General features: G+C 65.5%; 16 protein-coding genes. 10 read left to right on the plus strand and 6 right to left on the minus strand.

The window, feature by feature from the left end:
* Positions 1-11 precede the first annotated feature (11 nt).
* Positions 12-326: a Rieske 2Fe-2S domain-containing protein gene (locus AZKH_RS09550; protein ID WP_015435556.1), complete on the minus strand. Its 315-nt coding sequence runs from the start codon at positions 324-326 to the stop codon at positions 12-14.
* Positions 327-515: 189 nt separating this feature from the next.
* Here AZKH_RS09550 and AZKH_RS09555 point away from each other — a divergent pair, with 189 nt between their 5' ends.
* Positions 516-3,215 carry a LuxR C-terminal-related transcriptional regulator gene (locus AZKH_RS09555; RefSeq protein WP_015435557.1) on the plus strand — a complete coding sequence of 900 codons (2,700 nt, stop codon included), beginning with the start codon at positions 516-518 and terminating at the stop codon, positions 3,213-3,215.
* Here AZKH_RS09555 and AZKH_RS27990 read toward each other — a convergent pair.
* Entirely contained in the window at positions 3,212-3,451 is a 240-nt protein-coding gene (locus AZKH_RS27990; protein ID WP_015435558.1) for a helix-turn-helix domain-containing protein, read from the minus strand. The genes AZKH_RS09555 and AZKH_RS27990 overlap by 4 nt on opposite strands.
* Positions 3,452-3,550: 99 nt before the next feature.
* Between AZKH_RS27990 and AZKH_RS09560 the strand changes: the two genes are divergently transcribed.
* From AZKH_RS09560 to AZKH_RS09580, 5 genes are all read left to right on the plus strand, one after another.
* Positions 3,551-5,353 carry a DUF1302 domain-containing protein gene (locus tag AZKH_RS09560; protein ID WP_015435559.1) on the plus strand — a complete coding sequence of 601 codons (1,803 nt, stop codon included), beginning with the start codon at positions 3,551-3,553 and terminating at the stop codon, positions 5,351-5,353.
* A 19-nt stretch (positions 5,354-5,372) separates the two neighbouring features.
* The gene (locus tag AZKH_RS09565; protein WP_015435560.1) at positions 5,373-6,737 is read left to right on the plus strand and encodes a DUF1329 domain-containing protein; all 1,365 of its coding nucleotides are present in this window, start codon (positions 5,373-5,375) and stop codon (positions 6,735-6,737) included.
* 23 nt (positions 6,738-6,760) lie between these two features.
* Entirely contained in the window at positions 6,761-7,936 is a 1,176-nt protein-coding gene (locus AZKH_RS09570) for a YCF48-related protein (RefSeq protein WP_015435561.1), read from the plus strand.
* A 22-nt stretch (positions 7,937-7,958) separates the two neighbouring features.
* Positions 7,959-10,394 (plus strand): RND family transporter, encoded by a 2,436-nt coding sequence (locus AZKH_RS09575; RefSeq protein ID WP_015435562.1) that lies wholly within the window; start codon positions 7,959-7,961, stop codon positions 10,392-10,394.
* Positions 10,395-10,720: 326 nt separating this feature from the next.
* Positions 10,721-12,361: a 3-(methylthio)propionyl-CoA ligase gene (locus AZKH_RS09580; RefSeq protein ID WP_015435563.1), complete on the plus strand. Its 1,641-nt coding sequence runs from the start codon at positions 10,721-10,723 to the stop codon at positions 12,359-12,361.
* Positions 12,362-12,480: 119 nt separating this feature from the next.
* Here the strand turns inward: AZKH_RS09580 and AZKH_RS09585 are convergent, their stop codons facing one another.
* The 4 genes from AZKH_RS09585 to AZKH_RS09600 all read right to left on the minus strand — a co-directional run bounded on the left by AZKH_RS09585 (position 12,481) and on the right by AZKH_RS09600 (position 20,355).
* A complete protein-coding gene (locus AZKH_RS09585) occupies positions 12,481-12,732 on the minus strand; it encodes a hypothetical protein (RefSeq protein ID WP_015435564.1) in 252 nt (83 codons plus the stop codon).
* Between the two features lie 146 nt (positions 12,733-12,878).
* On the minus strand, positions 12,879-15,539 hold the full coding sequence (locus AZKH_RS09590) for a LuxR C-terminal-related transcriptional regulator (RefSeq protein WP_041656048.1): 2,661 nt from the start codon (positions 15,537-15,539) through the stop codon (positions 12,879-12,881).
* A 166-nt stretch (positions 15,540-15,705) separates the two neighbouring features.
* The gene (locus AZKH_RS09595) at positions 15,706-18,060 is read right to left on the minus strand and encodes an arylsulfatase (RefSeq protein WP_015435566.1); all 2,355 of its coding nucleotides are present in this window, start codon (positions 18,058-18,060) and stop codon (positions 15,706-15,708) included.
* A 480-nt stretch (positions 18,061-18,540) separates the two neighbouring features.
* Positions 18,541-20,355, minus strand: coding sequence for a carboxypeptidase regulatory-like domain-containing protein (locus tag AZKH_RS09600; RefSeq protein WP_015435567.1), 1,815 nt, complete (start codon positions 20,353-20,355; stop codon positions 18,541-18,543).
* Positions 20,356-20,552: 197 nt separating this feature from the next.
* Between AZKH_RS09600 and AZKH_RS09605 the strand changes: the two genes are divergently transcribed.
* The 4 genes from AZKH_RS09605 (at position 20,553) to AZKH_RS09620 (ending at position 24,336) form a co-directional block, all read left to right on the plus strand.
* Positions 20,553-21,836 (plus strand): anaerobic sulfatase maturase, encoded by a 1,284-nt coding sequence (locus AZKH_RS09605; protein ID WP_015435568.1) that lies wholly within the window; start codon positions 20,553-20,555, stop codon positions 21,834-21,836.
* Between the two features lie 89 nt (positions 21,837-21,925).
* Entirely contained in the window at positions 21,926-22,762 is an 837-nt protein-coding gene (locus AZKH_RS09610) for an SDR family NAD(P)-dependent oxidoreductase (protein WP_015435569.1), read from the plus strand.
* Positions 22,763-22,815: 53 nt separating this feature from the next.
* Positions 22,816-23,634 (plus strand): alpha/beta fold hydrolase, encoded by an 819-nt coding sequence (locus tag AZKH_RS09615; protein ID WP_015435570.1) that lies wholly within the window; start codon positions 22,816-22,818, stop codon positions 23,632-23,634.
* 27 nt (positions 23,635-23,661) lie between these two features.
* A complete protein-coding gene (locus AZKH_RS09620; RefSeq protein ID WP_015435571.1) occupies positions 23,662-24,336 on the plus strand; it encodes a hypothetical protein in 675 nt (224 codons plus the stop codon).
* Positions 24,337-24,393 lie beyond the last annotated feature (57 nt).

Here is a 24,393-nt window from a genome sequence, read left to right on the forward strand (position 1 = left end):
CGGATTGGAGTTCACACGGCGTCCCCGGTGGCGACAAGCACCCGGCCGTCGACGATTTCAACTGCAAACTTGCGGACAGCGATGCTGGGCGCGATGGCGAGTGCGCCGGTGGTGACGTCGAATTTCCATCCGTGCGCCGGGCAGGCGACAATCCGGCCGCACAGCTTGCCTCCCGCGAGGGCTGCCCCCGCGTGGATGCAGCTGTTTTCGATCGCATGCAGCGCGCCATCGACATTGAAAAGCGCAATGTCATGTCCGCCGGCGCGGACCGCGAGCGAGCCACCCGGCGCGATACTCTCGACTGCACAAACGTCGACCAACGGCATGCCTTCTTCCTCGCGTGGGGATGGATCAGGGGGATGTTAGTCAGGCGATGCGAAGCGGCCCCCCCTCACAGCAGGGGGGGCGTCGCTGTGAAAGGCCCTGCGCTTATAATCAAAAAAAATGTTGAGCGGACGGACGTTCCCGGCCACAGCCGGCCCGTCGCGCTGCAACGCAAACCTGTCGGAGCCTCAATGACCTCTGCGATCGGCGCAGATACCCTGCCGGAACTTGTACTGAAAACCACGCCGCCACGTTCGCCGCGGCACCTCCTGGTGCGCCGCCGGCTGAGCCTGGACGACGAGCGGTTTCGGGACCGGCAGGTGATCGTCGTCCAGGCGCCCCCGGGTTTCGGCAAGACATCATTGCTCGCGCAGTGGCGCCGGGAGATGCTCGCGCATGGCGCCGCCGTCGCTTGGATTTCGTCGGACGAGCACACTGATCCCTCGCGCTTCCTGCAGACGCTTGCGTACGCAGTGCGCGTCGGCTGCGGCAAACCAGCCTTCGGTCGCACCCTCTTTGAAGGCAGCGCACCCTCGGCGGGCGAATTCGAAGGGGCCACCGCGTGGCTCGCCGAAGTCGCACAGACATCGCTGAACCTGGTGCTGATGATCGACGAGGCGGAGCGTCTTCCGCCGGGTGCGTTCGCCATCTTGTCCTACCTGCTGCACAACGCACCGCCGAATCTCAGGCTCGTGGTCGCTGCGCGCAGCAGTGTGGACAGGGTGGTGACCGATCTGTGCACCTATGGACAATGCGTCGTCGTGGCGGCCGAACAACTGCGCTTCCGCCTTGACGAGACTCTGGACGTCGTGCGGAACCGGTACGGCACTCGGGTCGATACCGACTCGTGTGCGCGTATCCATGAGGTCGTTGAAGGATGGCCGCTCGGGCTGCAACTCGCGCTTGCCGCCTTGGACGCCGGGGAAGATCCGCGCACCCTTGTGGAAGCGATGTCCGCCCGCGTCGGCAGCTATCCGGAAAAACTCCTTGGTGCGTTCCTGCAGAAACTCGGGGCCGAGGACGCGGCCTTTCTTACGCGCATCTCCATTGCGGATTTGCTGCACCCCGACTTGTGCAGCGCGCTTACCGACCTTCCGGACTCGGGAGATCGTCTGGCGCGGCTGTCGCGGGATATTCCGATATTCGTCTCCGGCGACGACAGCGAGTGGAGTCGTCTGCATAACCTCGCGCGCGATGCGTTGCGCGCCCGCTTTGCCGAACTCCCTCCCCACGAACAGGCGGAACTTCATTCGCGCGCGATGCGTTGGCTGGAATCGCACGGCATGCTCCAGGAGGCGGCGCGGCACGCGCTGGCGGCCGGGAATGGCGACGTCGCGTATGGTCTGGCCGAGCAATGCCTCTACGATGCGGCCATGCAGGGGCACGTCGGCATGGTATTCGAGTGGGTCGAGTTCCTCTCCGACACCGAACTCGACCGACGGCCCAAGCTGCGTCTCGCGGTTGCCTGGGTGTTGTCGCTGAGCGAAAGGTACGTCGAGGCTGAGCGTCTGGTGGCGCGGATTCTGCAGGATCCGCGAGTCGACGTCGGGCTGCAATACGAGTGCGCCCTGATTCGCAGCGGCGCCGCCTTTTTTGCCGACGATCCGGACCGATTCATCGCCTTTTTCGAACCCTGGACTGAGATCTGGCCACAACACGAGCCACGGCTGCAGCAGCTGCATGCCAATCGCCGTGCTCTTATCGCCATCCTTCGGGGGGACCCCGCACTGGCGCGGCGCGAACTCCAGCAGGCACCTCGCCTCGGCGAGGCGTACGCCTACCCCGCGCTTTGGGCAGAGTTCACCGGCGGACTCAGCTATCTCTGGGAAGGAAAGATGCGGCTCGCCGAGGAGACTTTGCGGGGGGTGTCGACCAAGGCCGATGACTCTCTGGGACGGCGCCACCCGATGGCCTGCATGCTGGCTGCGCTGTTGGCCGTGGCTACTTACGAGGGTGGTCGTGTCGATGAGGCGGCCGGCCTGCTGGCCAACCGGCTCGATGTTCTCGAGCGCACCGGGACCCCGGAAACGGCGCTCCTCGCCTATCGGACCGCCGCCCGCGTGGCGGCGGCGCAAGGGGTCGAACACCGCGCGCTGGAACTGCTGGAATCGCTCTTTACGATCGGCGTGGTGCGCAACATGCCGCGCTTGTGCATCGTCAGCCTGGCCGAGCAGGTGCGCATGCATGCGGGACGTTTCCGCTCGGAAACCTGCCGCGCTCTGACGAAGCGGATTGACGAAATTGCCACCCGCGAGGAGGGCCAGCACGGGCCGGTGTGGTTGCGCATGGTGGAACTGCTTCGGGTGGTCGCCCACGCCAATGCCGCGATAGCGGCACAGGACTGGGGCACGGCGGCCGATGTGCTCACACGGGCCGTGCCCTTGGCCGACGGATTGAGGCTGGGCCGGTCATCCATCGAAATCATGGCGCTGCGCGCCTATGCGCTTGACCGCAACAGCGAACATGGCGGCGAACTGCTGCGTGAGGCACTGGATCTCGCCGATAGCTACGGTCTCGTCCGTGTTTTTGTCGACGCCCATCCTGCAATTGCGGCCTGGGCAAGCGAATTCTCTGCCGAAGGTGGCCCGCAGCAAAGGCTGCAGCGCAACGTCGTGGTTGCTCGTGCCGTGCGCCCCCGGCCGGTTGGCACCCATGCCGACGCGGGCGGTCCGCGGGTGATTCCCAGCATGGTCCTGACGCCCAAGGAACGGGAGGTGCTGGAACTCATCGCTCGCAATCTCTCGAACAAGGAGGTCGCTCAAGCGATGGCCGTGGGCGAGGAGACGGTCAAGTGGCACCTCAAGAACCTGTTCGGCAAACTTGATGCGTCGAACCGCAAGCATCTGGTGCGGCGCGCCCAAATCCTCGGATTGCTGGAAGACGGGGATTAGGGAGCGTACTGGTCGGAAGGCGAGGGCGGCGTTTTCGTTTGATTCAGGCGCCATTGTCGCGGGCTCATGCCGAATTCGCCGTGGAACCATCGCGAGAATCCGCTGAGGTGGGCGAAGCCCAGCATGTCGGCGATTTCTCCCAAGTTCAGTTTGCTAAGCGTTTCGGCCAAGAGTTGAGAGCATTGGCGGGCGAGTGGTGCCCCCTCTCCATTCACCCCCTCGCCTCCGGGGGGCATTTCGCGACCCGGATCTCCTACTCTTGAGTCGGTGGTAAGGCTTCTGCCGCAAGTCACGCGGTTGGTGGCGACAGCGACTCATAATAAGAGGGGGATTTCATGGAATGTGGAGACTACAAGCGGAATGCGCGGCACGGCATCCCGTTGCGCGCCATTTCGTGGGCGCTGGCAATTTGGTTCGGCGCGCCCGGTGCGGCGCAGGCGTTCGAGATCAATACCGGCAACGACGACCTGGTCGCCCGCTGGGACAACACCGTCAAGTACAACTACGCAAACCGGGTGGAGAAGCAGAATTCGCATTTGCTCGCCAGCCCGAACTTCAACGATGGCAACCGGAATTTCGACCGTGGCACCGTCGGGAACCGGCTGGACATCCTTAGCGAATTCGATCTCGTCTACCGCAATGCCACCGGCTTCCGGGTCAGCGCCGCGGGGTGGTACGACGAAGCCGCAGACCGGCTCGACAACGACAACGTTGCCGGTTCGAACCATCTCAAGAACGGCGCGCCCGCGCTCGGCTTGAGCAACGACACGAAACGCTTCCACCGGGGGCCGTCGGGCGAGATTCTCGACGCCTTCTTCTTCGCGGGGGGCGACATCGGCGGGTCGCCGATCAACTTCAAGGTCGGGCGCCATACCTTGTATTGGGGTGAGTCCCTGCTCTCCCCGATTCATGGCGTCAGCTACGGTCAGTCGCCGCTCGACTTGCGCAAGGCGCTCTCGGTGCCCGGCACGGAAGCGAAGGAATTGCTGCTGCCGCGCAATGCGATCTCCGCGCAGCTGCAGGCGACGCCCGAACTGTCGCTGGCGGCGCAATATTTCCTCGACTGGAAGCCGTTCCGCATCCCGGAGGCGGGCTCCTATCTCGGCGGCTTCGACATGCTGCTGGAAGGCGGTGAGTCGTTGTACGCGAGCTCGACCGCCCGGCTGCTGCGCGACGACGACGTGAAGCCGAAGAAGCGGGGCGACTGGGGGCTGGCGATGCGCTGGAGCCCGGCGGCGCTGGATGGCACGCTCGGTGCCTACTATCGCAAGACATCGGACATTCAGCCCCAGATCCATGTCACACCGGCAGTGGCGACATTGCCGGCGGCCGCCTGCGGTGCCCTCGGTTTCGCCCCGCTGGCGCCGACGACCTGCTACGTCAATCCGTCCGCAGCGAGCATTCCCCAGATCCTGGCCGGCAATATCGGCAAGTATCGCCTGGTCTATCCCGACGACATCGACATCATCGGCCTGAGCCTGTCGAAGAGCATTGCCGGCGTGAGCGTCGGCATGGACCTGAGCTATCGGCGGAACATGCCGCTCAATAGCGATCCGGTGAGCATTCTTCCGGCGGCCCTGGCGGCGCGGGTGCCGGGCGCGATCAGCGCGGTCCCGGCAGATGGCGAAACGGGCGGGGCGGTCGGCAACACCTGGCATGGTGTCGTCAATGCGTTGTGGACGCAGCCGTCCAACGCATTCTTTGACGCAGCGACGTGGCTGGCGGAACTGCAGTGGAACCGTTGGGACAAGGTGACGCAGGGCGAGGCCGTGTTCAAGGGTCGCGACAGCTATACCGGCATCGACAAGGTGACTAAGGATTTCTGGGGGCTGGGGATCAACTTCACGCCGACCTGGTTCCAGGTCCTCCCGGGGGTCGATCTGCAGATGCCGATTTCCTATTCGGTCGGCCTGTCCGGCAATTCGGCCGTTTCCTCCGGCGGCAACGAGCATGCCGGCAGCTTTTCGATCGGTCTCGGCGCTGACATCAATCAGAAGCACCGCGTGGACTTGAAGTATGTGGGTTTCTTCGGACGGTACGAGACCAACGGAGCGGGCGTCGTGACCTCGGCAAACGGTCTCAATTCATTGATCCGCGACCGCGACTTCGTTTCACTGACCTACAAAACGACATTCTGATATCGAGGAGGAGCAGAGCATGAAATTTCATAAATCGATGGTTCCCGTCGCACTCGCGCTGGCGATGTCCGGCCACGCTCTGGCGGCGGTCACCGCGCAGGAAGCGCAGCAACTGGGCACAACGCTGACGCCGACTGGCGCCGAAAAGGCCGGCAACAAGGAGGGGACGATTCCCGAGTGGAAGGGGGGGCTGACCGCCGCCAACGCCGGCGTCAAACCGGACGGCAACCGTCGTCCCGATCCCTTCGCCGACGAAAAGCCGCGCCTCTCGATCACCGGCAAGGACGTGGCCGCGCACGCGGACAAGCTGACCGAAGGTACCAAGGAGCTGCTGAAACGCTACCCGACGATGCGCGTCGATGTCTATCCGACGCATCGGACGGTCAATTTCCCGCAGCGGATCGTCGACAACACCCGCAAGAACGCGGTGGCGGCGAAGACGACCGACGGCGGCGTCGGCATCGAGAACGTGCTGCCCGGCTTTCCGTTCCCGATTCCGAAGACCGGTAACGAGGTGATGTGGAACCATCTGCTCACCTATCGCGGCCTCGGCTTCAACTTCAAGTACGACTCGTGGAACGTCGGCGCCAACGGTACGCCGGTGCTGGCGACGACCGGCAACGTGACCTACGCCTGGCCGGTGTTCGATCCGAAGAAGGCGGATTTCCTGAACGAGAAGGATCCGTTCTGGCTCGTCAAGCTGCAGTATCTGGCGCCGGCCCGCCGCAACGGAGAGGCGCTATTGGTCTGGGATTCGGTGAGCCCGCTGAAGCAGGCCCGCCGCGCCTGGCAATACCTGCCCGGTCAGCGCCGCGTCAAGCTGGCGCCGGAAGTCGCGTACGACACGCCGAACCCCGGTTCCGCCGGCGCTTCGACCTATGACGACGCGACGGTCTTCAACGGCGCGATGGATCGCTTCGACTTCAACCTGGTCGGCAAGAAGGAAATGTACGTCCCGTCGAGCAACTACAAGCTGACCTACTATTCCCAGCCGGGCGACATCACCAAGCCGGGCCACGTCAATCCCGACCTGGTGCGCTGGGAACTTCACCGTGTCTGGGTCGTCGAGGCCAAGCTGAAGGAGGACAAGCGCCACATCTACAGCAAGCGGGTGTTCTACATCGACGAGGACAGCTGGGCGGCGGTCGCCTCCGACCAGTACGATGCGCGCGGCCAGTTGTACCGCTCGTCGTATTCCTACCCGTCGTTCGCCTACGACGTCCAGGCGCAGTACATCGATAGCCAGGTGTTCTACGACTTCAACGTCGGCATGTACAACATCTCCGGTCTCGCCGGGGCCTACAACGGCATCAAGTACCTGACCGAACTTCCGGGCGAGAACTACTGGGCACCGGATGCGCTCGCCGGGGCCGGCGTACGCTGAAGAACCGAAGGCAGGAGAGGGCGATGCGGCAAATCTGGTCGATCGGTGGGCTCTTCCGGCTAAGGGCGGCGCATATGCGGCGCCGCCCGTTCCGGACGGATTCGAGTAGGCGGCGCCCCGCGCGCATCACGCACTTGGCGCTGCTGGCGGCGTGCGTCGTTGCCGGTGGGGGCGTCGCCGCGTCGGTGGCAACCGACGGTTTCAGCGACCCCCTGCAGGTGGCGGCGCGCATGTCCCCGCTCGCCAATAGCGGCCTGCTGCTTGCCGTCGCGCGCTCCGGCGAGCGGCTGGTCGCGGTCGGTCAGCGCGGCCATATCGTCGTTTCCGCTGACGGCGGTGCGTCGTGGCAGCAGTCGCGGGTGCCGGTCAGCTCAGACCTGACGGCGGTTTTCTTCGTCGATGCCGCCAAGGGATGGGCGGTCGGGCACGACGGGGTGATCCTGCACTCGAGCAACGGTGGCAAGTCGTGGGAGTTGCAGCTCGACGGGCTGCGCGCGAACGAGCTGCTCGTCGCTGCCATGGAGCGGAAGTACGGCGCTGCCGCGGCCTCAGAGGAAGGGCAGCGGCTCCTTGCCGAAGCCCGCCGATACAAGGAGCAGGGCGCGGACAAGCCGTTCCTCGACGTCTGGTTCGCGGACGGGAGCACGGGCTACGCGGTTGGCGCCTACAACCTGATCTTCCGCACCGACGATGGCGGCAAGACCTGGGAGCCGTGGTTCGACCGCACCGAGAATCCGAAACTGTTCAACCTGTATTCCGTCCGCCCGGGTCCGGGCGGGCTTTACGTCGCCGGCGAGGGCGGGCTGCTGATGCGCCTTGACGCCTCCGGCGAGAAGTTCCGGGCGTTGCAGACGCCCTACAACGGCAGCTTCTTCGGCATCGTCGGCACGGCGGATGCGGCGCTGCTGGCCTTTGGCTTGCGCGGCAACGTCTATCGCAGCGAGGACGAAGGCCGCAGCTGGACGAAGGTGGAAACGGGCTTGCCAGCGACGGTGGTCGCCGGCACGAGCGATGCCGCCGGCACGGTCTATCTCGCCGACCTTGGCGGCCGCGTCGTGGCGAGCGCTGACGGTGGCCGCAGCTTCGGCACGCTGCCGACGGAGAGGACGATGCCGCTGGCCGGCATCGCCGACGCCGGCAGCGGGCGGATCGCGCTGGTTGGTCCTCGCGGCGTTGCCGTCACCGCCGCCAAGCGTTAGATGCAACTGGGAAGGAAGTCTTATGAGCTTTGCCGCTGACGCACTTGAACACATGCCGGTGGTCCGAGACCTACGGTCCTTCGATCGTCGCTCCGGTAATCTGCTGGAACGGATGGTCTTCAACCACCGCTTGTTGATGGTCGCCGTATGTACGTTGGTCACGCTGTTCCTCGGCTACGTCGCGGCGACGAAGCTCACGCTGAACGCGAGCTTCGAGAAAATGATCCCGCAGGGGCAGCCTTACATCAAGAATTACCTCGACAACAAGGAGGAACTGCGCGGCTTGGGCAATTCGCTGCGTGTCGTCGTCGAGAGCGTCGATGGTGACATTTTCGCGCCCGAGTATCTCGAGGCGCTGCGCCGGATCAACGACGAGCTGATCCTGATGCCGGGCGTCGACCGCGCTTGGGCCAAGTCGTTGTGGACGCCTGCGGTGCGCTGGGCCGAGGTGACCGAGGAGGGCTTCATCGGCGGGCCGGTAATGCCGGATACGTACGACGGTTCGACCCAAAGCGTCGAACGCCTGAAGCACAACATCGCGCGCGCCGGCATCGTCGGCAGCCTGGTCGCCAACAACTTCAAATCGAGCATGATCTTCGTGCCGCTGCTCGACAAAGAGCCGGGAAGCGGCAAGCCGATCGACTACCACGCGCTGTCGCGAACGATCGAAGAGAAGGTCCGCGCGAAGTATGAGCAATCGGCCGCCACCGGCGCAAAGGATGGCGCAAAACAGGCGCCGGCAATCAAGGTGCGCGTGATTGGCTTCGCCAAGCTGGTCGGCGAGCTGATCGACGGCCTGCTGCGCGTGACGATGTTCTTCGCCATCTCGGCGTTGGTGGCGACGGCCATCATTTACGCCTACACCCGCTGCGTGCGCAGCACGGCGTTGGTTGTCGCCTGTTCGATCGTCGCGGTCTGCTGGCAGCTGGGGCTCGTCGCGCTGTTCGGTTACGAACTCGACCCGTTTTCGATTCTGGTGCCTTTCCTCGTCTTCGCCATCGGCGTCTCGCACGGCGCGCAGAAGATGAACGGGATCATGCAGGACATCGGCCGCGGCACGCACCGGCTGGTTGCCGCGCGCTACACCTTCCGCCGCCTCTTCCTCGCCGGTGTCACCGCGCTGCTGGCCGACGCCGTCGGCTTTGCGGTGCTGATGCTGATCGACATCCCGGTGATTCGCGACTTGGCGATGACGGCGAGCATCGGCGTCGCCGTGCTGATCTTCACCAACCTGCTGCTGCTGCCGGTGCTGCTTTCCTACAGCGGCGTCAGCGCGCATGCCGCTGAGCGGAGCCTGAGGGAAGAGCGGGACGAATCGCGCGGCCGCGGCCTGGGCCGGCTCTGGTCCCTTCTCGACCATTTCACCGAGCGGCGCTGGGCGTTGGCTGCCATCGTGGCTTCCGCCCTGCTTGGCGCTGCCGGCTTCGCCGCCAGCCTGCACCTGAAGATCGGCGACCTCGACGCCGGCGCCCCCGAGCTGCGCCGCGACTCCCGCTACAACGTCGACAACGCGTATGTCACCGCCAACTATGCGCTTTCCAGCGACCAGTTCGCGGTCATCGTGAAGACCGGCAAGGAAGGCTGCCTGGAGTACAAGACCCTGGTCGAGGCCGATCGCCTGGCGTGGGAACTGAAGCAGCTCCCCGGCGTGCAGACGACGGTGTCGCTGGTCGACGCGGTGCGGCAGATCACGGCCGGCACCTTCGAGGGCAGCCCGAAGTGGCTGACCATCAACCGCAACCAGGATGTCCTCAACTATGCGGCGCAGCAGGCATCGGTCAACAGCCCCGACCTGTTCAACACCGAATGCTCGGTGATGCCGGTTATCGCGTATCTGAGCGACCACAAAGCCGAAACGCTCGACCAGGTCGTGCAAACCGGCGCCAGATTCGCCGAGGAGCACAGCAACGGGGAGCGGCAGTTCCTGCTCGCCGCCGGCAGCGCCGGCATCGAGGCGGCGACCAACATCGTCGTGCGCAAGGCTTGGCTGCAGATGCTCGGGCTCGTCTACCTGGCCGTCGTCGTACTCAGCCTGATCACTTTTCGGAGTTGGCGCGCGGTCGTCGTTGCCGTCTTGCCGCTGATGCTGACTTCGGTGCTGTGCGAGGCGTTGATGGTGGCCCTCGGCATCGGCGTCAAGGTGGCGACGCTGCCGGTCATCGCCCTCGGCGTCGGCATTGGTATCGACTATGCGCTCTACCTGTTGTCGGTACAGCTGGCGCACCAGCGCGCCGGACAGACGCTGGCGGAAGCCTACAAGCAGGCCGTTCAATTTACCGGGAAAGTCGTTGCCCTGGTCGGCGTCACGCTGGCCGCCGGCGTCGTCACCTGGGCGTGGTCGCCGATCAAGTTCCAGGCCGACATGGGCATCCTGCTGACCTTCATGTTCGTCTGGAACATGGTCGGCGCGCTGCTGCTCATCCCTGCGCTGTCGCATTTCCTGCTGCGCAAGGCCTAGGGGGCGATGGGGCCGGAAGTGCCGGCTGCAGGCGCAGGAATGGCGGGCAGGAAGGCAGCGGAATCCACGATGCGGCGCGTCGTCGCGGAAGCGGTCAGGTATGGCCTTCTCCTCTCGGCGACCGCTGCGATGTGGACGGCTGCCTACGCGTGCGCATTCGGTGGGTCCATTCTAGTGGAATCGGCATATCCCCCCCGTCGCCAGTGGGGATTGCCGCGGCACCCTGGCCTACCATGGTTGAAAGCGTGATCTGCTGAGCGACCCGGATACGTGTTCGGGAAAATTTGGCTGGTCGCAATCTTTGACCTTCGAACAGGAGACCTCACGTGCTAAAAGGGCTAATGCAGGACCGTCCGTTGCTGATCTCGTCGCTAATCGAGCACGCCACGAAATTCCATCCGGCGGCCGGAATCGTTTCGCGGACTGCCGAGGGGCCGATCCACCGTTGCACTTACGCCGACATCGGCCGGCGCTCGAAGCAATTGGCCAACGCCCTGACCGCGCTCGGCGTGAAGATGGGCGACCGCATCGGCACGCTGGCGTGGAACGGCTACCGGCACATGGAGCTGTATTTCGGCGTGTCCGGGATGGGGGCCGTGCTGCACACGATCAATCCACGCCTCTTCCCGGAGCAGATCGAGTACATCGCCAACCACGCCGAGGACCAGTACCTGTTCTTCGACATCACCTTCGCGCCGCTGGTGGAAAGACTGGCGCCGCTGATGAAGACGGTTAAGGCCTTCGTCGCGATGACCGACCGCCAGAACATGCCGGTCAGCAACATCCCGAATCTGGTCTGCTACGAGGAACTGATCGCCGCGCAAAGCGACCGCTTCGACTGGCCGGTTTTCGACGAAACGTCGGCGTCCTCGCTCTGCTACACGTCGGGCACGACTGGCAACCCGAAGGGGGTGCTCTACTCGCATCGCTCGACGGTGCTGCATTCCTATGCGGTCTGCGCGGTCGACGGTCTCGGCATCTCGGCGCGGGAATCGGCATTGCTGGTCGTGCCGATGTTCCATGTCAATGCCTGGGGCATGCCCTACGCCGGCGCGATGTGCGGCGCCAAGCTGGTGATGCCGGGCCCGGCGCTCGATGGCAAGAGCGTCTACGAACTGATGCGCGACGAGGAGGTAACCGTCGCCCTCGGCGTGCCGACGGTCTGGCTGATGCTCTTCAACCATGTCAACACCGTCAACGCCGATCCGCGCAAGGAGCTGCGCCTCGAAAATGTCGTCATCGGCGGCGCGGCGGCGTCGCGTGCGATGATCGAGACCTTCGAGCAGAAGTTCGGCGCCGCCGTGAAGCATGCCTGGGGGATGACCGAGATGTCGCCGATCGGCACCGTCTGCAATTACCTGCCGAAGCACCGCGATTTCGGCGAAGACGAGCGCATCGCGCTGCAGACGAAGCAGGGGCGCGCCATTTTCGGCGTCGACATGCGCATCACCGACGACGACGGTAAAGTGCTGCCGAACGACGGTTGCGCCTCCGGACACCTGCAGGTGCGCGGCCCGTGGATCACCAGCGGCTACTTCAAGGGCGATGGCGGGGAAATTCTCGACGTCGACGGCTACTTCGACACGGGCGACGTGGCGACGATCGATGCCGACGGATATATGCAGATCACCGACCGTTCCAAGGACATCATCAAGTCCGGGGGGGAGTGGATTTCGTCGATCGAGCTGGAGAACGCAGCGATGGGGCATCCCGGCATCGCCGAGGCGGCGGTGATCGGTGTCTCGCATCCGAAATGGCAGGAGCGGCCGCTGCTGGTCGTCGTCAAGAAGGAAGGGGCGGAACTCACTCGCGACGATGTTCTTGCCTTCCTCTCGGACAAGGTGGCCAAGTGGTGGATTCCGGACGATGTCGCCTTCGTCGAGCAGTTGCCGCATACCGCGACCGGAAAGCTGCAGAAGATGACGCTGCGCGGGATGTTCAAGAACTACCGGCTGCCGATGGAGTGACGGTCGGCGCGGTGGCCAGGGGCGGCGTCGCGTTCGGGGACGGCATGTAGACGTCCTTCCGGGGCGAGTCGATGCTGGCCATTGTGCCCGCGGTTTCGGCGAGGCGATCGTGTTGGCGGTCAGACCGGCCGCCTGCGCAGCGGCCACCAGTGCAGGAAGCCGTAGAGCAAGGTGAGCAGCAGGCTGGCCGTCAGCGGCCCCGGGTAGCGCTTGACGAACCTGAACATCAGCGCGGCTTCGAGCACGTGCGCGGCCAGCAGCGTGGCGGCGACCGGTCCGAGCACCGACAGCGTTTCGGGCAGGAGGCCGGCGTAGGCGGCGATCCCCAGCGTGTAGAGAATGAGGCAGGAGGCTTTGAGAAGAGCGATCATGTCAACTTTCCTATCTAGATCAATGGGGGGAGGCGGAGCGGGCGCTCATATCCTGCGGCTCGTGCCCTGCCAGTACTCCTCGCGCACAAGCGCCGCCTGACCGACGCCGCTCTAAGCCATTGCGCGCTGGTGGATGAAGTGCGCTGTCAGGCCTCGCCGGCGAAGATGCCGAGCATGCGCGCGCGATCGACGGCGTGCTTGCGCGATCCTGCATTGAGCTTTGCGAACAGGTTCTTGATGTGCCACTTGACTGTCTCTTCGCTGGCCCCGAGGGCGGCGGCGATCTGCTTGTTGGAGAAGTTCTTCGCCAGCAACTGCAGGACTTCGTCTTCCTTGTTCGTCAATAGGCCGCAGGGGCGCGAGTGGGGGCGTTTCGGCGCGGTCACCTCCGCGTCCCGCCTGTTGGCGAGGGAAGCGATTTCCGTCTGGCGCACAGGCACCGCGTCGTCGAAGAGATTGGGATGCGTGTTGAGCAGTGTGGCGCGTAAACCATAAATTCCGGCGAGGCTGACGGCTTCACCGATCAGCGCGGCGGCGTCGTCGCCGAGATGGCGCAGGGCCAATGCGCGCAGCAGCTTGCTTTCGATCGCTTCGCGTCCGCGGCGCAGGCGCGTCGCGAGTTCCTGCGCGGGTTCGAGCAGGGCCAGCATGCCCCGCCAGTCCCGCCTCGCCATTGCGGCGAAAGCGCGGGCCAATGATGCGCGCAGCATCAGCAGGGGGTGCAGCAGGCCGCCCGGCGCATCACTCCATGGAGCGATCAGGGCCTCCAAACGGGCGGAGGCAGCGCGGCAGGTCTCGACGTGGCCGCGCAGCGCATGCATGCGGACCTGCTCGGACAGGCTGGTCACGCAGAAGCGGGGGAGCTTGCGTGCCGTGCCCATGACGAAGAGGTTGTCGAGCAGGTTGATCGCGCGGCGCTCGTTACCCCTTGCCGCCGCCGTGCGCGCGGCGATCAGGTAACCCATCGAAGCCGATTCCGGCGCGGAGATCTGCTCCAGGATGTCCAACCGGTCGGCCAGCAACTCTGCCGCCTCGTCGATTTCGCCACACTCCCACAGGGCCGTGGCGAGTGCCGCCGCGAACGTTGCGCTCAATGCGGAGCGGCGCCCGAGTGCCTCCTCGGTGCGGGACAACGAATCGCGCAGCGTTTCCGCCGCCAACTGGACCTGTCCTTCCCACACGTAACTGAAGCCGATGACCCATTCGCCCCAGGCGCGGATCGCGTCCACCGACGCCGGCCACCGGGCGTGGGCGATGCGGATCGTTTGCCGGGCCTGCTCGGGCTCCCCTTCGTAGAGCGCCATCGTGGCGAAGGCATTGGCCGCGATGCCGCGTAATTGCATCGAGTCGGGCGGCGGGGCGTCTTTCCACGGCCTGAAGATTTCTGCAGCGCGGTCGATGTTGTCGGCAAAGAATGCCGCGGCACCACTGATCAACGCCGCTTCGAAGCGGTCGTTGGCCGACGCCGATGGATCGGCGATGACCTTCTCGACCAGGGCTGCCGCTTCCGCGTGCCGGGAGCTTTCGGCCAACGCCCAGGCGGCGCCGAGCAGAAGCCTCGCGTGGCGCTCGAGCTCCCGCTGCGGCATGTGGTCGAGCCAGTAGAGGACGCGCAACTGGTTGCCGCCGGCCATGACGCCGTAAAGGCACTCGCCGATCAACTTGTAGGCGAGAGTTTCTTCGCCGGCGGCCAGCGCGTGGCTGGCCGCTTCCTCATGCATCTGGTTGTCGGTCAGCCAGCGCACGGCGCGCATGCGCAATTCCCGTACCTCAGCAGGCGGGCGCCGCTGCAGCTGCTCACGCAGGAACTCCAGCGCCATCGGATGGATGCGCATCCAGTTGCTATCGACGCCTTCGGTGAAGATCGGCAGGCTGTGGCGCAGCTTCTCCAGCAGGTTCTCCGCATCCGCGCGGCCGGTGACCGCGGCGCAGAGCTGTGGCCGCAGGGTGTCGAGGACCGAAATCTGCACGAGAAAGTCGGTGCTTTCGTCGTCCAACCCGGAAATCAGCGTGTCGCGGAAGTATTGCTTGAAGTCGCTGGTGACGGTGGCCATCGTCGCGATCGACGCGGCAGGGTTGGCGCAGCGTTCCAGCGACGCGACCGCCAGTTGCAGCCCGAGCGGCCAGCCGGCGATCTTTTCGTGCAGGCGCGCGCCGTCGTCCGCGCTGATCTTCGTGCCGAAGCGCTCTGCGAGAATCCGCAGCGTCTCCTGCTGCGTGAAGCGCAGACGGTCGGCGCCGATGTTGGCATAGAGGCCGCGCGCCATCATGTCCGAGAACGGCAGGTCCAGGCGCCGCCGCGAGGCCATCACGATGCGCAGGTTGGGCGGGGCGTTCAGCAACAGATAGTGAAGCGACAGCTCGATGGTGGCCGTCGGTGCCGCTTGCACCTCGTCGAGGATCAGCAGGGTTTCGGCGCCGAGGTTGGTGACCTCGGCGAGCCAGGCGGTGAGGCTGTCGATCTCGCTCGGCCTTTGCCGCGTCGCTTGGGACACCGCCTTGTCGAAGCCGGGACGGCCGCTCGCCAGGCGCATCGCATAGGCCAGGCCGCGGACGAAGCGCATGCCGTCGTCGCGTTCGTCGAGCGTCAACCAAGCCACCAGCTTGCCGCGGTTGAGGGATTCGCGCCGCCACTGGCCGAGCAGGGAAGTCTTGCCGAAACCCGCCGGCGCCTGGATTTCGATGATCGATTTGTCGCGGAACTCCGGGTTGTCGCTGGCCAGCCGGCCGCGTGACAGCAGGGCCTTGGGAATGCGCGGCGGCGTGGTCTTCAGGACGAGCTCGGGATCGGGTGCGTCGAAACTCATGATCGTTTTTCTGCTCGCGGACAAGAAACCTAGGATAGCGCAGGCCGTGGGTGATGGAATACCGCCGTTGATGCCACTGCCGGCGCGCGTAAGCAACGCATCGGTTGCGCCCGGACCACAGACGCAACCGCTGTTGCAGCAAGCGAAGGAGGGCGCCTGGTACCGCTCAGGGGCAGACGACGTGAACGTCGTTGACCCGGCCGTCGAACCTGAATGGTGCGCGGTCAAAGTAGTCAAGCGCGACCGGCGAGCCGAGATCGATGCCGACGTCGAAGGTTTCCGTGGCGCTGAAGGTGAGCGGCGGCGAGAAGGGCGTCGTCCCCTTCGCCACCTCGACGCCATCGACGCGCAAGACGAGCGCGAGCGGGCTGCCGGGTTTGGCTGCGGTGACCGTCGTTTCCACTTCGATGCGGTGGCGGCCGGCGGCGATCTTCTGCGGCGCCTTCAGCTTGATGCGGGCGACGGCGAGATCGTTGAACTCGTAGACCAGCTCGCCCTTGTCAGCATAGAGCGTGACGCCGCCGCCGATGCCGCCGAGGGCGTAGAGGACGCCGCTGGCGTTTTCCGGGAACTCGGCGTCTACCGTTGCCATGCTGTTCGCCGAGCGCAGGTTGGGCGCGGTGAATTCCGGCAGCCGGCTCGTTTCCGGCCCGAAGTGCCATTCGCGCAGGCCGGTCGAGATCTTCGCCGCCGGATCGAGGAAGGGCAGGAGGCCGGCGCCCAGCGGATAGACGTGGTTATCCTGCGCCGCGCGGTCGAAGGCCTTCTGCAGCTCGGCCAGCTTCGCCGGGTTCTCGGCCGCCAGGTCGCGCGCCTGCGAATAGTCGCCGTCGAGCCGGAACAGCGCCCACTGATCGTTCTCCGGCTTCCAGCCGATGAACTGCGAAAAGCTCGGATTCCACGGCCGGCGCGGACCGAATACCGAGGCCATCCAGCCGTCCTTGTAGATGCCGCGGCTGCCGAAAACCTCGAAGTACTGCTCGCGCTTGCGCGTCGCCGTCCTGGCGTCGGCGAAGGTGTAGGCCATGCTGACGCCGTCGAATGGCTGCTGCTTGACGCCATTGACCGCCTTCGGCGGCGTGATGCCGGTGGCCTCGTAAATCGTTGGCGCGATGTCAGTTACATGGTGGAACTGCGTGCGGATCGCGCTGTCGGCCTTGACCTTCTTCGGCCAGGACACCGCGAGTGGTGTGCGCGTGCCGCCGAAGTAGCCGGCGACCAGCTTGGTGCCGACGAACGGCGACTCGCCGGCCCAGGCCCAGGCGGCGTGGTAGTGCGCTTCGAGCTTAGGGCCGCCGAGGGCGTCGAGGCCGCCGTACATCTTCTCCACTACCTGCATCTGCTGCGCGACCGGTACCGGTATGCCGTTCAGCGCCAGCATCTGGTTGACCGAGCCGCGCACGCCCTCGGACGATGCACCATTGTCGCCTAGGACATAGAAGATCAGCGTGTTGTCGCGGACGCCCTGCCGCTCCAGCTCGTCGACGATGCGGCCGGCCTGGGCGTCGACGTGCTCCATGAATCCGGCATAGATCTCCATCAGCCGCGACTGGAATTTCTTCTCCTCAGCCGAGAGACTGTCCCAGGCCGGCAGGTCGACCGGCCGCGGCGTCAGTTCTGTGTCCTGCGGGATCCAGCCCATCGCCTTTTGCCGCTCGAAGGCGCGCTGGCGATAGACGTCCCAACCATCGTCGAACTTGCCCTTGTACTTGTCCGTCCATTCCTGAAAGACCTGCAGCGGCGCGTGCACCGCGCCGGGGGTCCAGTACATGAAGAACGGCTTGTCGGGTGTCAGCGTGCGGTGCTTGCGCAGCCAGCCGACGGCCTGGGTCGCCAGGTCCTCGCTCAGGTGGTATTTCCCGTCGTGCGGCGGCTCGATCGGCGTCGTTCCCTGGTACAGGCGCGGATGGTACTGATCGGTTTCGCCGCCCATGAAGCCATAGAAGTAATCGAAGCCGCGGCCGGTCGGCCACTGGTCGAACGGCCCCTGCGAGGTCGTTTCCAGTACGGGGGTGTTGTGCCATTTGCCGAAGGCCGCGGTGCTGTAGCCGTAGTGCTTGAGCACCTCGGCCACCGTCGCCGCGCTGTCCGGAATGCGGCCGGTGTAGCCGTCGAAGTCGGTGGCGATTTCCGAGACGACGCCGTTTCCGACGCGGTGGTGGTTGCGGCCGGTGAGCAGCGCGGCGCGGGTTGCCGAGCTGATCGCGGTGGTGTGGAAGGCGTTGTAGCGGATGCCGGTGTCCATGATCCGCTGCAGCGTCGGCGTGTGGATGGCGCCGCCGACCGCGTCGGACTGCGCGAAGCCGGCGTCGTCAAGCATGATGACGAGGATGTTCGGGGTGTCGGCCGCCCGGCGCTCGGCTGGCTTGCGCCACTGGTGCCGCGAGTCGGCGAGGGTCTTGCCGGCCTTGCTGGCGCTGGACGTCTCCGGGAACGGCAGGTTGGCGTCGGCCGCGTTCGCGAAACTTCCTGCGAGGACCAGGCTCAGCGGGAGGAGCCTGGATGGCACGGGGCGGGTCATGGGTTGTCTCCGTCTATATATTTCTTTTGTGTATAAGGCGTGCCTGAGTGGGCGCGGCTGCGGCCTTGTGCGTCAGCCGCGCAGGGCGTTGAAGAAGATGCGCAGGAAGCCGCAGCCGATCAGCGGCGAGCCGATGGCAGTACGCTTTTTTCGTGCGGCCGTCCGTGTCCACACTTCGGTCAGCTGCATCAGGGCTTCCTTGATTTCGCCAAGGATCCGGATGCGCTCAACGACCGGCGCGCCACCTAGCGGCTCCGCTGCTCGGCGAGGTCGCAGAGCATGCCGTCCAGTTCGGGATGGTTGCCGGGCTTGCTGTTCATGGCGCGCTTCATGATCGAGGCTTTTTTGCGATGTTGCGACGGACTGGTCAACCGAACAGATAACTGAGGAGATGCCCCAGCGCGATGATGCCGATCGATACCAGCAGGTTGAGCGTCAGCGAATGGAGGATGTGCTTGAGCATGGCGTTTCCCTCGGCGTTCAGCCGCGCGGCGCGCCCGCACCGTTCGGGTCGATGCAGATGAAGGCGTCGACACCGTCCTCGTGGGCGTAGGCGGGCAGGTTGGAGTTGCTGGTGCAGACCTTGCCGTCCCGGGTGAATTCCAGGTCGCGGAAGAAGGTCACGCGCGACGGCATCGGGTAGCTGATGAACTTGCCGGTGGCCGGGACGAAGCGCAGCACGCGGTCGGTGTTGTTGGCGGTGATCCAGACGTCGCCGGACTTGCGCTCGACGTTGAGCGCGTAGGGGACCTCGTATTCGTTCGGCGCCAGACGCGGCAGCGGGTAGGTTGAGAACTGCCGCGTGGCGGTGTCGAAGCTCATCAGGCCGCCGGAGTCGAAGGCCGGAATCCAGTACACGCCCTTGTCGTCGAAGCGCGGCCGGCGCGGCCCCTTCATCGGTGTGTCGTATTCGGTAACCTTCAGCGTCTTCGGGTCGATGCGGCCGATCTGGCTAGTCATCAGCTTGGCGTACCAGATGCTGCCATCCACCGGATTGACGTCGATGCCGTAGGGCATGGTCAGGACGTCCTTGCCCTGGTTGAGCCACTTGTGGTGCGACAGCGCGAGATGGAGGTTGGAGCGGTCGAAGAGGCCGGCGATCTTCAGCACGAGACCGAAGAAGGTGTCGGTCAGCCAGCGCACGACGCCGCGCGACGGCAGGTCGATCACCGTGAACTTTTCCGTCTTCGGGTCGAAGCGCATGACCTGGTTCGAGGCCACGACGGTGAACCAGACCATGTCGTCCTTGTCCACGCGCACCGTATGCGGATAGATGCCGCCGTGCCAGAGGAAACCGCGCGGCACCCGGTAACCCTTGAAAGACTTGGTTTCCGGGTCGAGCGAGAAGAGCATGCCGGACAGCGAGGCGGTGATCCACAGCCGGCCGTCAGATGTCTGTGCCATGCTGTGCGGGCCGTGCTGGCCGGTGAACACGCCGATCGGCATCTTCAGGCCATTGAAAATTCCACTGACCGGCAGGCCGACATCGGGCAGCGGCAGTTTTTCGATCTGGCCCGTCATGCGGTCCAGCACCCAGATGAGGTCGTGGCCTTCGTCCATGCCGTAGAGCTTCTCGTCGGCGCCGACGAAGGCGTCGTGGACGAAGGACTGGGCGTCACCGACATGCCATTCCTCGACCTTGGCGCGCGCCAGCTCGGGGCTGGCGTCGTAAGTCTGGATCGCCTTGACCGGCTTGCCGGTGTAGCCATTGGCCATCGTTTTGGCGATCGCATTCACCTCGCCGTAGGTGACCATCGCCATGTAGCCTTCCATGCGATTGATGGTGTCCTTCCACTTGCGCTCCGGTGCCGGCTGCCGGGTCAGCGAATTGCCCTGCTGGTGGCAGAAGTTGCACTGGCTGACGAAGGTCTCCTTGACCGCCTGGTTCGGGAAGTCGAGCATCGCGACGTGGGCCGAGGCTGGCAGCGATTCGGACAGCTCCTCCGGCGAGGCCAGCTTTTCCGCGGCGAAGTCGACGCTTGTCGTGTGATCGGCGGCGACCGCGACGGTGGCGGTGATGTCCTTGAAGTAGGGCGTGCGCACCCGCACCGGCAGTTTCCCGGCGTAGCTCAGCGGCAGCGAATAGTGGCCGCTCGCGTCGGAGTAGGCGGTCTCCTTGCGGTTCTTTTCCTCGTTGAAGGCGGTGACCATGGCGCCGAAGATCGGCTTGCCGTCGCTGGTGGCAATCCGCCCGGAAAGGACGGTAGCGGCATGCGCAGGCGCGGAGAATTCATGGACCGCCAGTGCCGCGAGCGCGAGCCAAGCAAGCGTCCGCAGCGAGCAGGGATGTTTCATTTCTGCAATTCTCCATCATCGACAGGGGGACGGCTGTGCAGCGTCCCGATTTCACGATCTGCATTGTTGGGCGGGCAGCGGTTGGCGTCACCCCCTCGGCAGGAGGGGGGGAAACGGAGATGTCGGCGGACCTATGATTCGGGCACAAGCAGGCGAGGCGTTTGCGCCTTCCCGAAATCCGTTGTGGAGACCGACACATGGCTGAGCCCGTGCCGCCCGCCCAGGGCATTCATCTGATGGCCAAGCCGGTCGGGCCGATCTGCAATCTCGACTGCAGCTACTGCTTCTACCTGGAGAAGGAGCGTCAGTTTCCGTCCCGGCAGAGTTGGCGCATGGACGACGACACGTTGCGCAGCTACGTGCAGCGCTACATCGCCGCGCAGACGACGCCGGTAATCGAGTTCACCTGGCAGGGCGGCGAACCGACCCTGCTCGGCCTCGACTTTTTCGCGCGCGCGGTTGCCCTGCAGCGCGAGTATGCGGGCGGGAAGATCGTCCGCAATACGCTGCAGACGAATGGCACACTGCTGGACGAGGCCTGGTGCGCGTTTCTGGCGCGCGAGCGGTTCACCGTTGGTCTCAGTCTGGACGGCCCGCGAGAAGTTCACGATCTGTACCGCCTCGACAAGCGGGGGCGGTCCACCTTCGACGCGGTGATGGCGGGGCTCAAGCGCCTGCAGGCGCATGGCGTCGATGTCAACGTGCTGGTCACCGTGGCGCGCGAGGTGGCGAAGCACCCGCTGGAGGTCTATGACTTTCTGACCGGCGAAGGGGTCGGCTTCATTCAATTCAATCCGGTCGTCGAGCGCCTGCCGCAGCCACGCGAAGCGGCCGTCGGCCAGTCGTTCGCGACGCCGCCGCCGCTGTCTCGTGCGCAAGGTCTGCAAGCCGGGGAAGCGTGCGCGGTGACCGGCGACACCGTTGACGCAGTCGCCTACGGCGACTTCCTGATCGCCGTCTTCGACCGCTGGGTGCGGCGCGACGTCGGCAAAGTGCACGTGATGAATTTCGAGTGGGCGCTGGCCGCCTGGTGCCAGCTGCCGGCGACTGTCTGCCTGTTCGCGCCGCGCTGCGGCAAGGCGGCGATCGTCGAGCACGACGGCGGCGTGTATAGCTGCGACCACTTCATGTACCCCGAGTACCGTCTCGGCAACATCCGCGACGACGACCCGGCGGCGCTGCTCGCCTCGCCGGCGCAGATCGCCTTCGGTGCCGCCAAGGAAGCCGCGCTGCCGGCCTACTGCCGCCGCTGCCCCCACCTCTTCGCGTGCCACGGCGAATGCCCGAAGAACCGCTTCGTCGCCTCCCCCGACGGCGAACCGGGGCTGAACTACCTCTGCGCCGGCTACCGGAAATACTTCGGCCACATCACGCCGTACCTGAACGCGATGGCCAAGCTGCTGGCCCACGGGCAGCCGGTGAGCCTGGTCATGCAGGCGATCGGGCGGCCACTGGCGATCGACCTGTCGCGGCGGCGCTGAGGGCGGACTCGCACCCCCCATTCGGGAGGGGGCGTAATCGTCCGGGTGGGGGCGCAAACTGGCGCCTGAACAACTCAGGGAGTCATGTCATGGCACTGCCGAATCTTGCTGGCAAGCGGGTTCTCGTTACCGGCGCGTCGTCGGGAATCGGTCTGGAAACGACGTTGGCCTTCGCGCGCCGCGGCGCCAGCCTGTTGCTCGTTGATGTCAATGCTGCCGGCCTCGATACGGCAGCGCAGGCGGTGCGCGCGCTCGGCGCCGAATGCCGGACCTGGGTCGTCGACGTCGCCGACGAGGCGGCGATGACGGCGCTGGCGGACGAGGTGCATGCGCTCGGCGGCCCGCTCGACGTGCTGGTGAACAACGCCGGCATCGGCTACATCGGACCCTTCGTCGCGACGCCGAGCGAAGCCTGGCATCGCGTCTTCGGCGTCAACGTGATGGGCGTCGTGCATGGCTGCGCCGCGTTCCTGCCCCGCATGCTGCAAGCCGGTGGCCCGCGCCACGTGGTGAACGTCGCCTCGGCGGCCGGCCTCGCGCCGGTCTGCAACATGAGCGTCTATGCGGCATCGAAGCACGCCGTCGTCGGGCTCAGCGACAGCCTGGCGATGGAACTGGCGACCTCGCAAGTGTCGGTCAGCGTGGTCTGTCCGGGCATCATCAATACGCCGATCACCCACGTTTCGGAGCGTTCGGTGTCGAAGGCGGTCTCGGCCGAACAGATCGCCCGTCTGCAGAAGTTCTACCGGGAAAAGGGGGCGCCACCGCGGCTCGTCGGCGAAGCCATCGTTGACGCCGTGCGCAGCGGGCGCGGCATCGTTCTCGTAGGTCCCATTGCGCGCCTGATCTACAACCTGCGCCGCCTCTCGCGGGGCCTACTGCTCAAGGTGCTGATCGCGGACTCGAAAAAGACGGGCTGGATATGAGCACGTCGGTCGCGGGCGTCGCCGCGCGCCCCCCCATGCGTGAAGGAACGAGGATGGAATTCCAAAGCAGACGCCTGCAGGTCAACGGCATTTCCATGAGCGTCGTGGTCGCCGGCAACGGCCCGGACGTCTTGTTGCTGCACGGCTTCCCGGACACGCACGCGGTCTGGCGGAAGCAGATTCCCGCGCTGGTCGAAGCCGGCTATCGCGTCATCGCGCCGGACCTGCGCGGCTGCGGCGAGACCGAGGCGCCGCGCGGCGTCGCCTCCTACCGCCTCGACCATCTGGTCGGCGACGTCGTCGCGCTGCTCGACGCGCTCGGCATCGACAAGGTGCGCCTCGTGGCGCACGACTGGGGGGCCGTCATCGGCTGGCAGGTCGTTCTCCTCCATCCGCGGCGCATCGACCGCTACGTCGCGCTTTCCGTCGGTCATCCGGCTGCCTATGCGAGCGGCGGGCTGATGCAGAAGATCCGCGGCTATTACGTGGTCTTCTTCCAGTTGCGCGGCCTCGCCGAGTTCATGCTCCGCCTCGGCGACTGGGCGCTGTTCCGCCTCGTCACCGGCTACCCCGCCGAGATGCCGCACTGGCGCATGGCGCTGCAGCGGCCGGGGCGGCTGACGGCAGGGATCAACTACTACCGCGCCAACCTGACGAAGCTGTTGCTGCCGAGGCGCTGGGGCGACGCGACGGTGCCGGTGGTCGGCATCTGGAGCAGCGGCGACCGTTTTCTGGTCGAGCAGCAGATGACCGCGGCAGCGCAGTACTGCAAGGCCGGCTGGCGCTATATACGCGTTGAACAGGCCAATCACTGGCTGCAGCTGGATGCGCCCGAAACCATCAATCCGCTGCTGCTCGACGCCTTGCGCTGAAGCCGGATCTCACAACCAGGGAAGAATATGAGCAAATCTCGTTTCCAGATCTATTTGGGGCTCGCCTTCGCGCTGATCTTCGCCGCCTTCTGGGCGTGGCAGTCGCCCGGCAGCGTGCGCGGCGCGCTGACGCCGGCGGAAGTCGACCGCTACCTGTCGGCCGTCGAAAAACTCGCCTTCCCGCCGGAGGAAAAGCCGGAGGTGATGAAGCGCCTGCGCGCCTGGGCGCTGGCCGACGACGGCAAGCCCTTCTACATGCTGAACCTGATGCGCTACCACGAGCAGGTGCGCCGCTTCGCAGGTGCGATCGACTTCGCCGGCACGCCGCAGGAAGCCAATCGGCGCTACGAGGAGGCGGCCATTCCGCTGCTCGCCGATTCGGGCAGCTACCCGGTATTCGCCAGCGAGACGCGCGAGAAGAACCTGTTCGAGCACCAGCCGGCGCTCGACGACTGGGAGCGCGTCCTCGTCATGCGCTACACCAGCCGCCGCGCGTTCCTCGACCTGCTGACGCATCCTGACTACGCCAAGGTGGTCGCGTACAAGTTCATGGCGCTGCAGGTCCTGCTGCTGCCGATGCCGGGCGACCTGGTCGTCCCCGACCTGCGCTGGCCGGTCGGCAGCGCCCTGCTGGCGATCTTCCTCTCCGTCGGCTGGTGGCGCGCAGCGCGCCGCAATCGACCTGCCGGAACGCCCGGATAACAGGAGTGGCACGCCGCCGCAGGCGGCGTGCGAAGTGACAGTCAACACAATCAAGGA

The organism is Azoarcus sp. KH32C (genome assembly GCF_000349945.1).
Lineage (GTDB): Bacteria > Pseudomonadota > Gammaproteobacteria > Burkholderiales > Rhodocyclaceae > Aromatoleum.

Excerpts from the sequence above, each read along its gene's own strand:
- AZKH_RS09575 (WP_015435562.1), top strand. The coding sequence starts at position 7,959 with ATGAGCTTTGCCGCTGACGCACTTGAACACATGCCGGTGGTCCGAGAC.
- AZKH_RS09620 (WP_015435571.1), top strand. The coding sequence starts at position 23,662 with ATGAGCAAATCTCGTTTCCAGATCTATTTGGGGCTCGCCTTCGCGCTG.
- AZKH_RS09615 (WP_015435570.1), top strand. The coding sequence starts at position 22,816 with ATGGAATTCCAAAGCAGACGCCTGCAGGTCAACGGCATTTCCATGAGC.
- AZKH_RS09610 (WP_015435569.1), top strand. The coding sequence starts at position 21,926 with ATGGCACTGCCGAATCTTGCTGGCAAGCGGGTTCTCGTTACCGGCGCG.
- AZKH_RS09560 (WP_015435559.1), top strand. The coding sequence starts at position 3,551 with ATGGAATGTGGAGACTACAAGCGGAATGCGCGGCACGGCATCCCGTTG.
- AZKH_RS09585 (WP_015435564.1), bottom strand. The coding sequence starts at position 12,732 with ATGATCGCTCTTCTCAAAGCCTCCTGCCTCATTCTCTACACGCTGGGG.
- AZKH_RS09565 (WP_015435560.1), top strand. The coding sequence starts at position 5,373 with ATGAAATTTCATAAATCGATGGTTCCCGTCGCACTCGCGCTGGCGATG.
- AZKH_RS09590 (WP_041656048.1), bottom strand. The coding sequence starts at position 15,539 with ATGAGTTTCGACGCACCCGATCCCGAGCTCGTCCTGAAGACCACGCCG.
- AZKH_RS09595 (WP_015435566.1), bottom strand. The coding sequence starts at position 18,060 with ATGACCCGCCCCGTGCCATCCAGGCTCCTCCCGCTGAGCCTGGTCCTC.
- AZKH_RS09600 (WP_015435567.1), bottom strand. The coding sequence starts at position 20,355 with ATGAAACATCCCTGCTCGCTGCGGACGCTTGCTTGGCTCGCGCTCGCG.
- AZKH_RS27990 (WP_015435558.1), bottom strand. The coding sequence starts at position 3,451 with ATGCCCCCCGGAGGCGAGGGGGTGAATGGAGAGGGGGCACCACTCGCC.
- AZKH_RS09570 (WP_015435561.1), top strand. The coding sequence starts at position 6,761 with ATGCGGCAAATCTGGTCGATCGGTGGGCTCTTCCGGCTAAGGGCGGCG.
- AZKH_RS09550 (WP_015435556.1), bottom strand. The coding sequence starts at position 326 with ATGCCGTTGGTCGACGTTTGTGCAGTCGAGAGTATCGCGCCGGGTGGC.
- AZKH_RS09605 (WP_015435568.1), top strand. The coding sequence starts at position 20,553 with ATGGCTGAGCCCGTGCCGCCCGCCCAGGGCATTCATCTGATGGCCAAG.
- AZKH_RS09555 (WP_015435557.1), top strand. The coding sequence starts at position 516 with ATGACCTCTGCGATCGGCGCAGATACCCTGCCGGAACTTGTACTGAAA.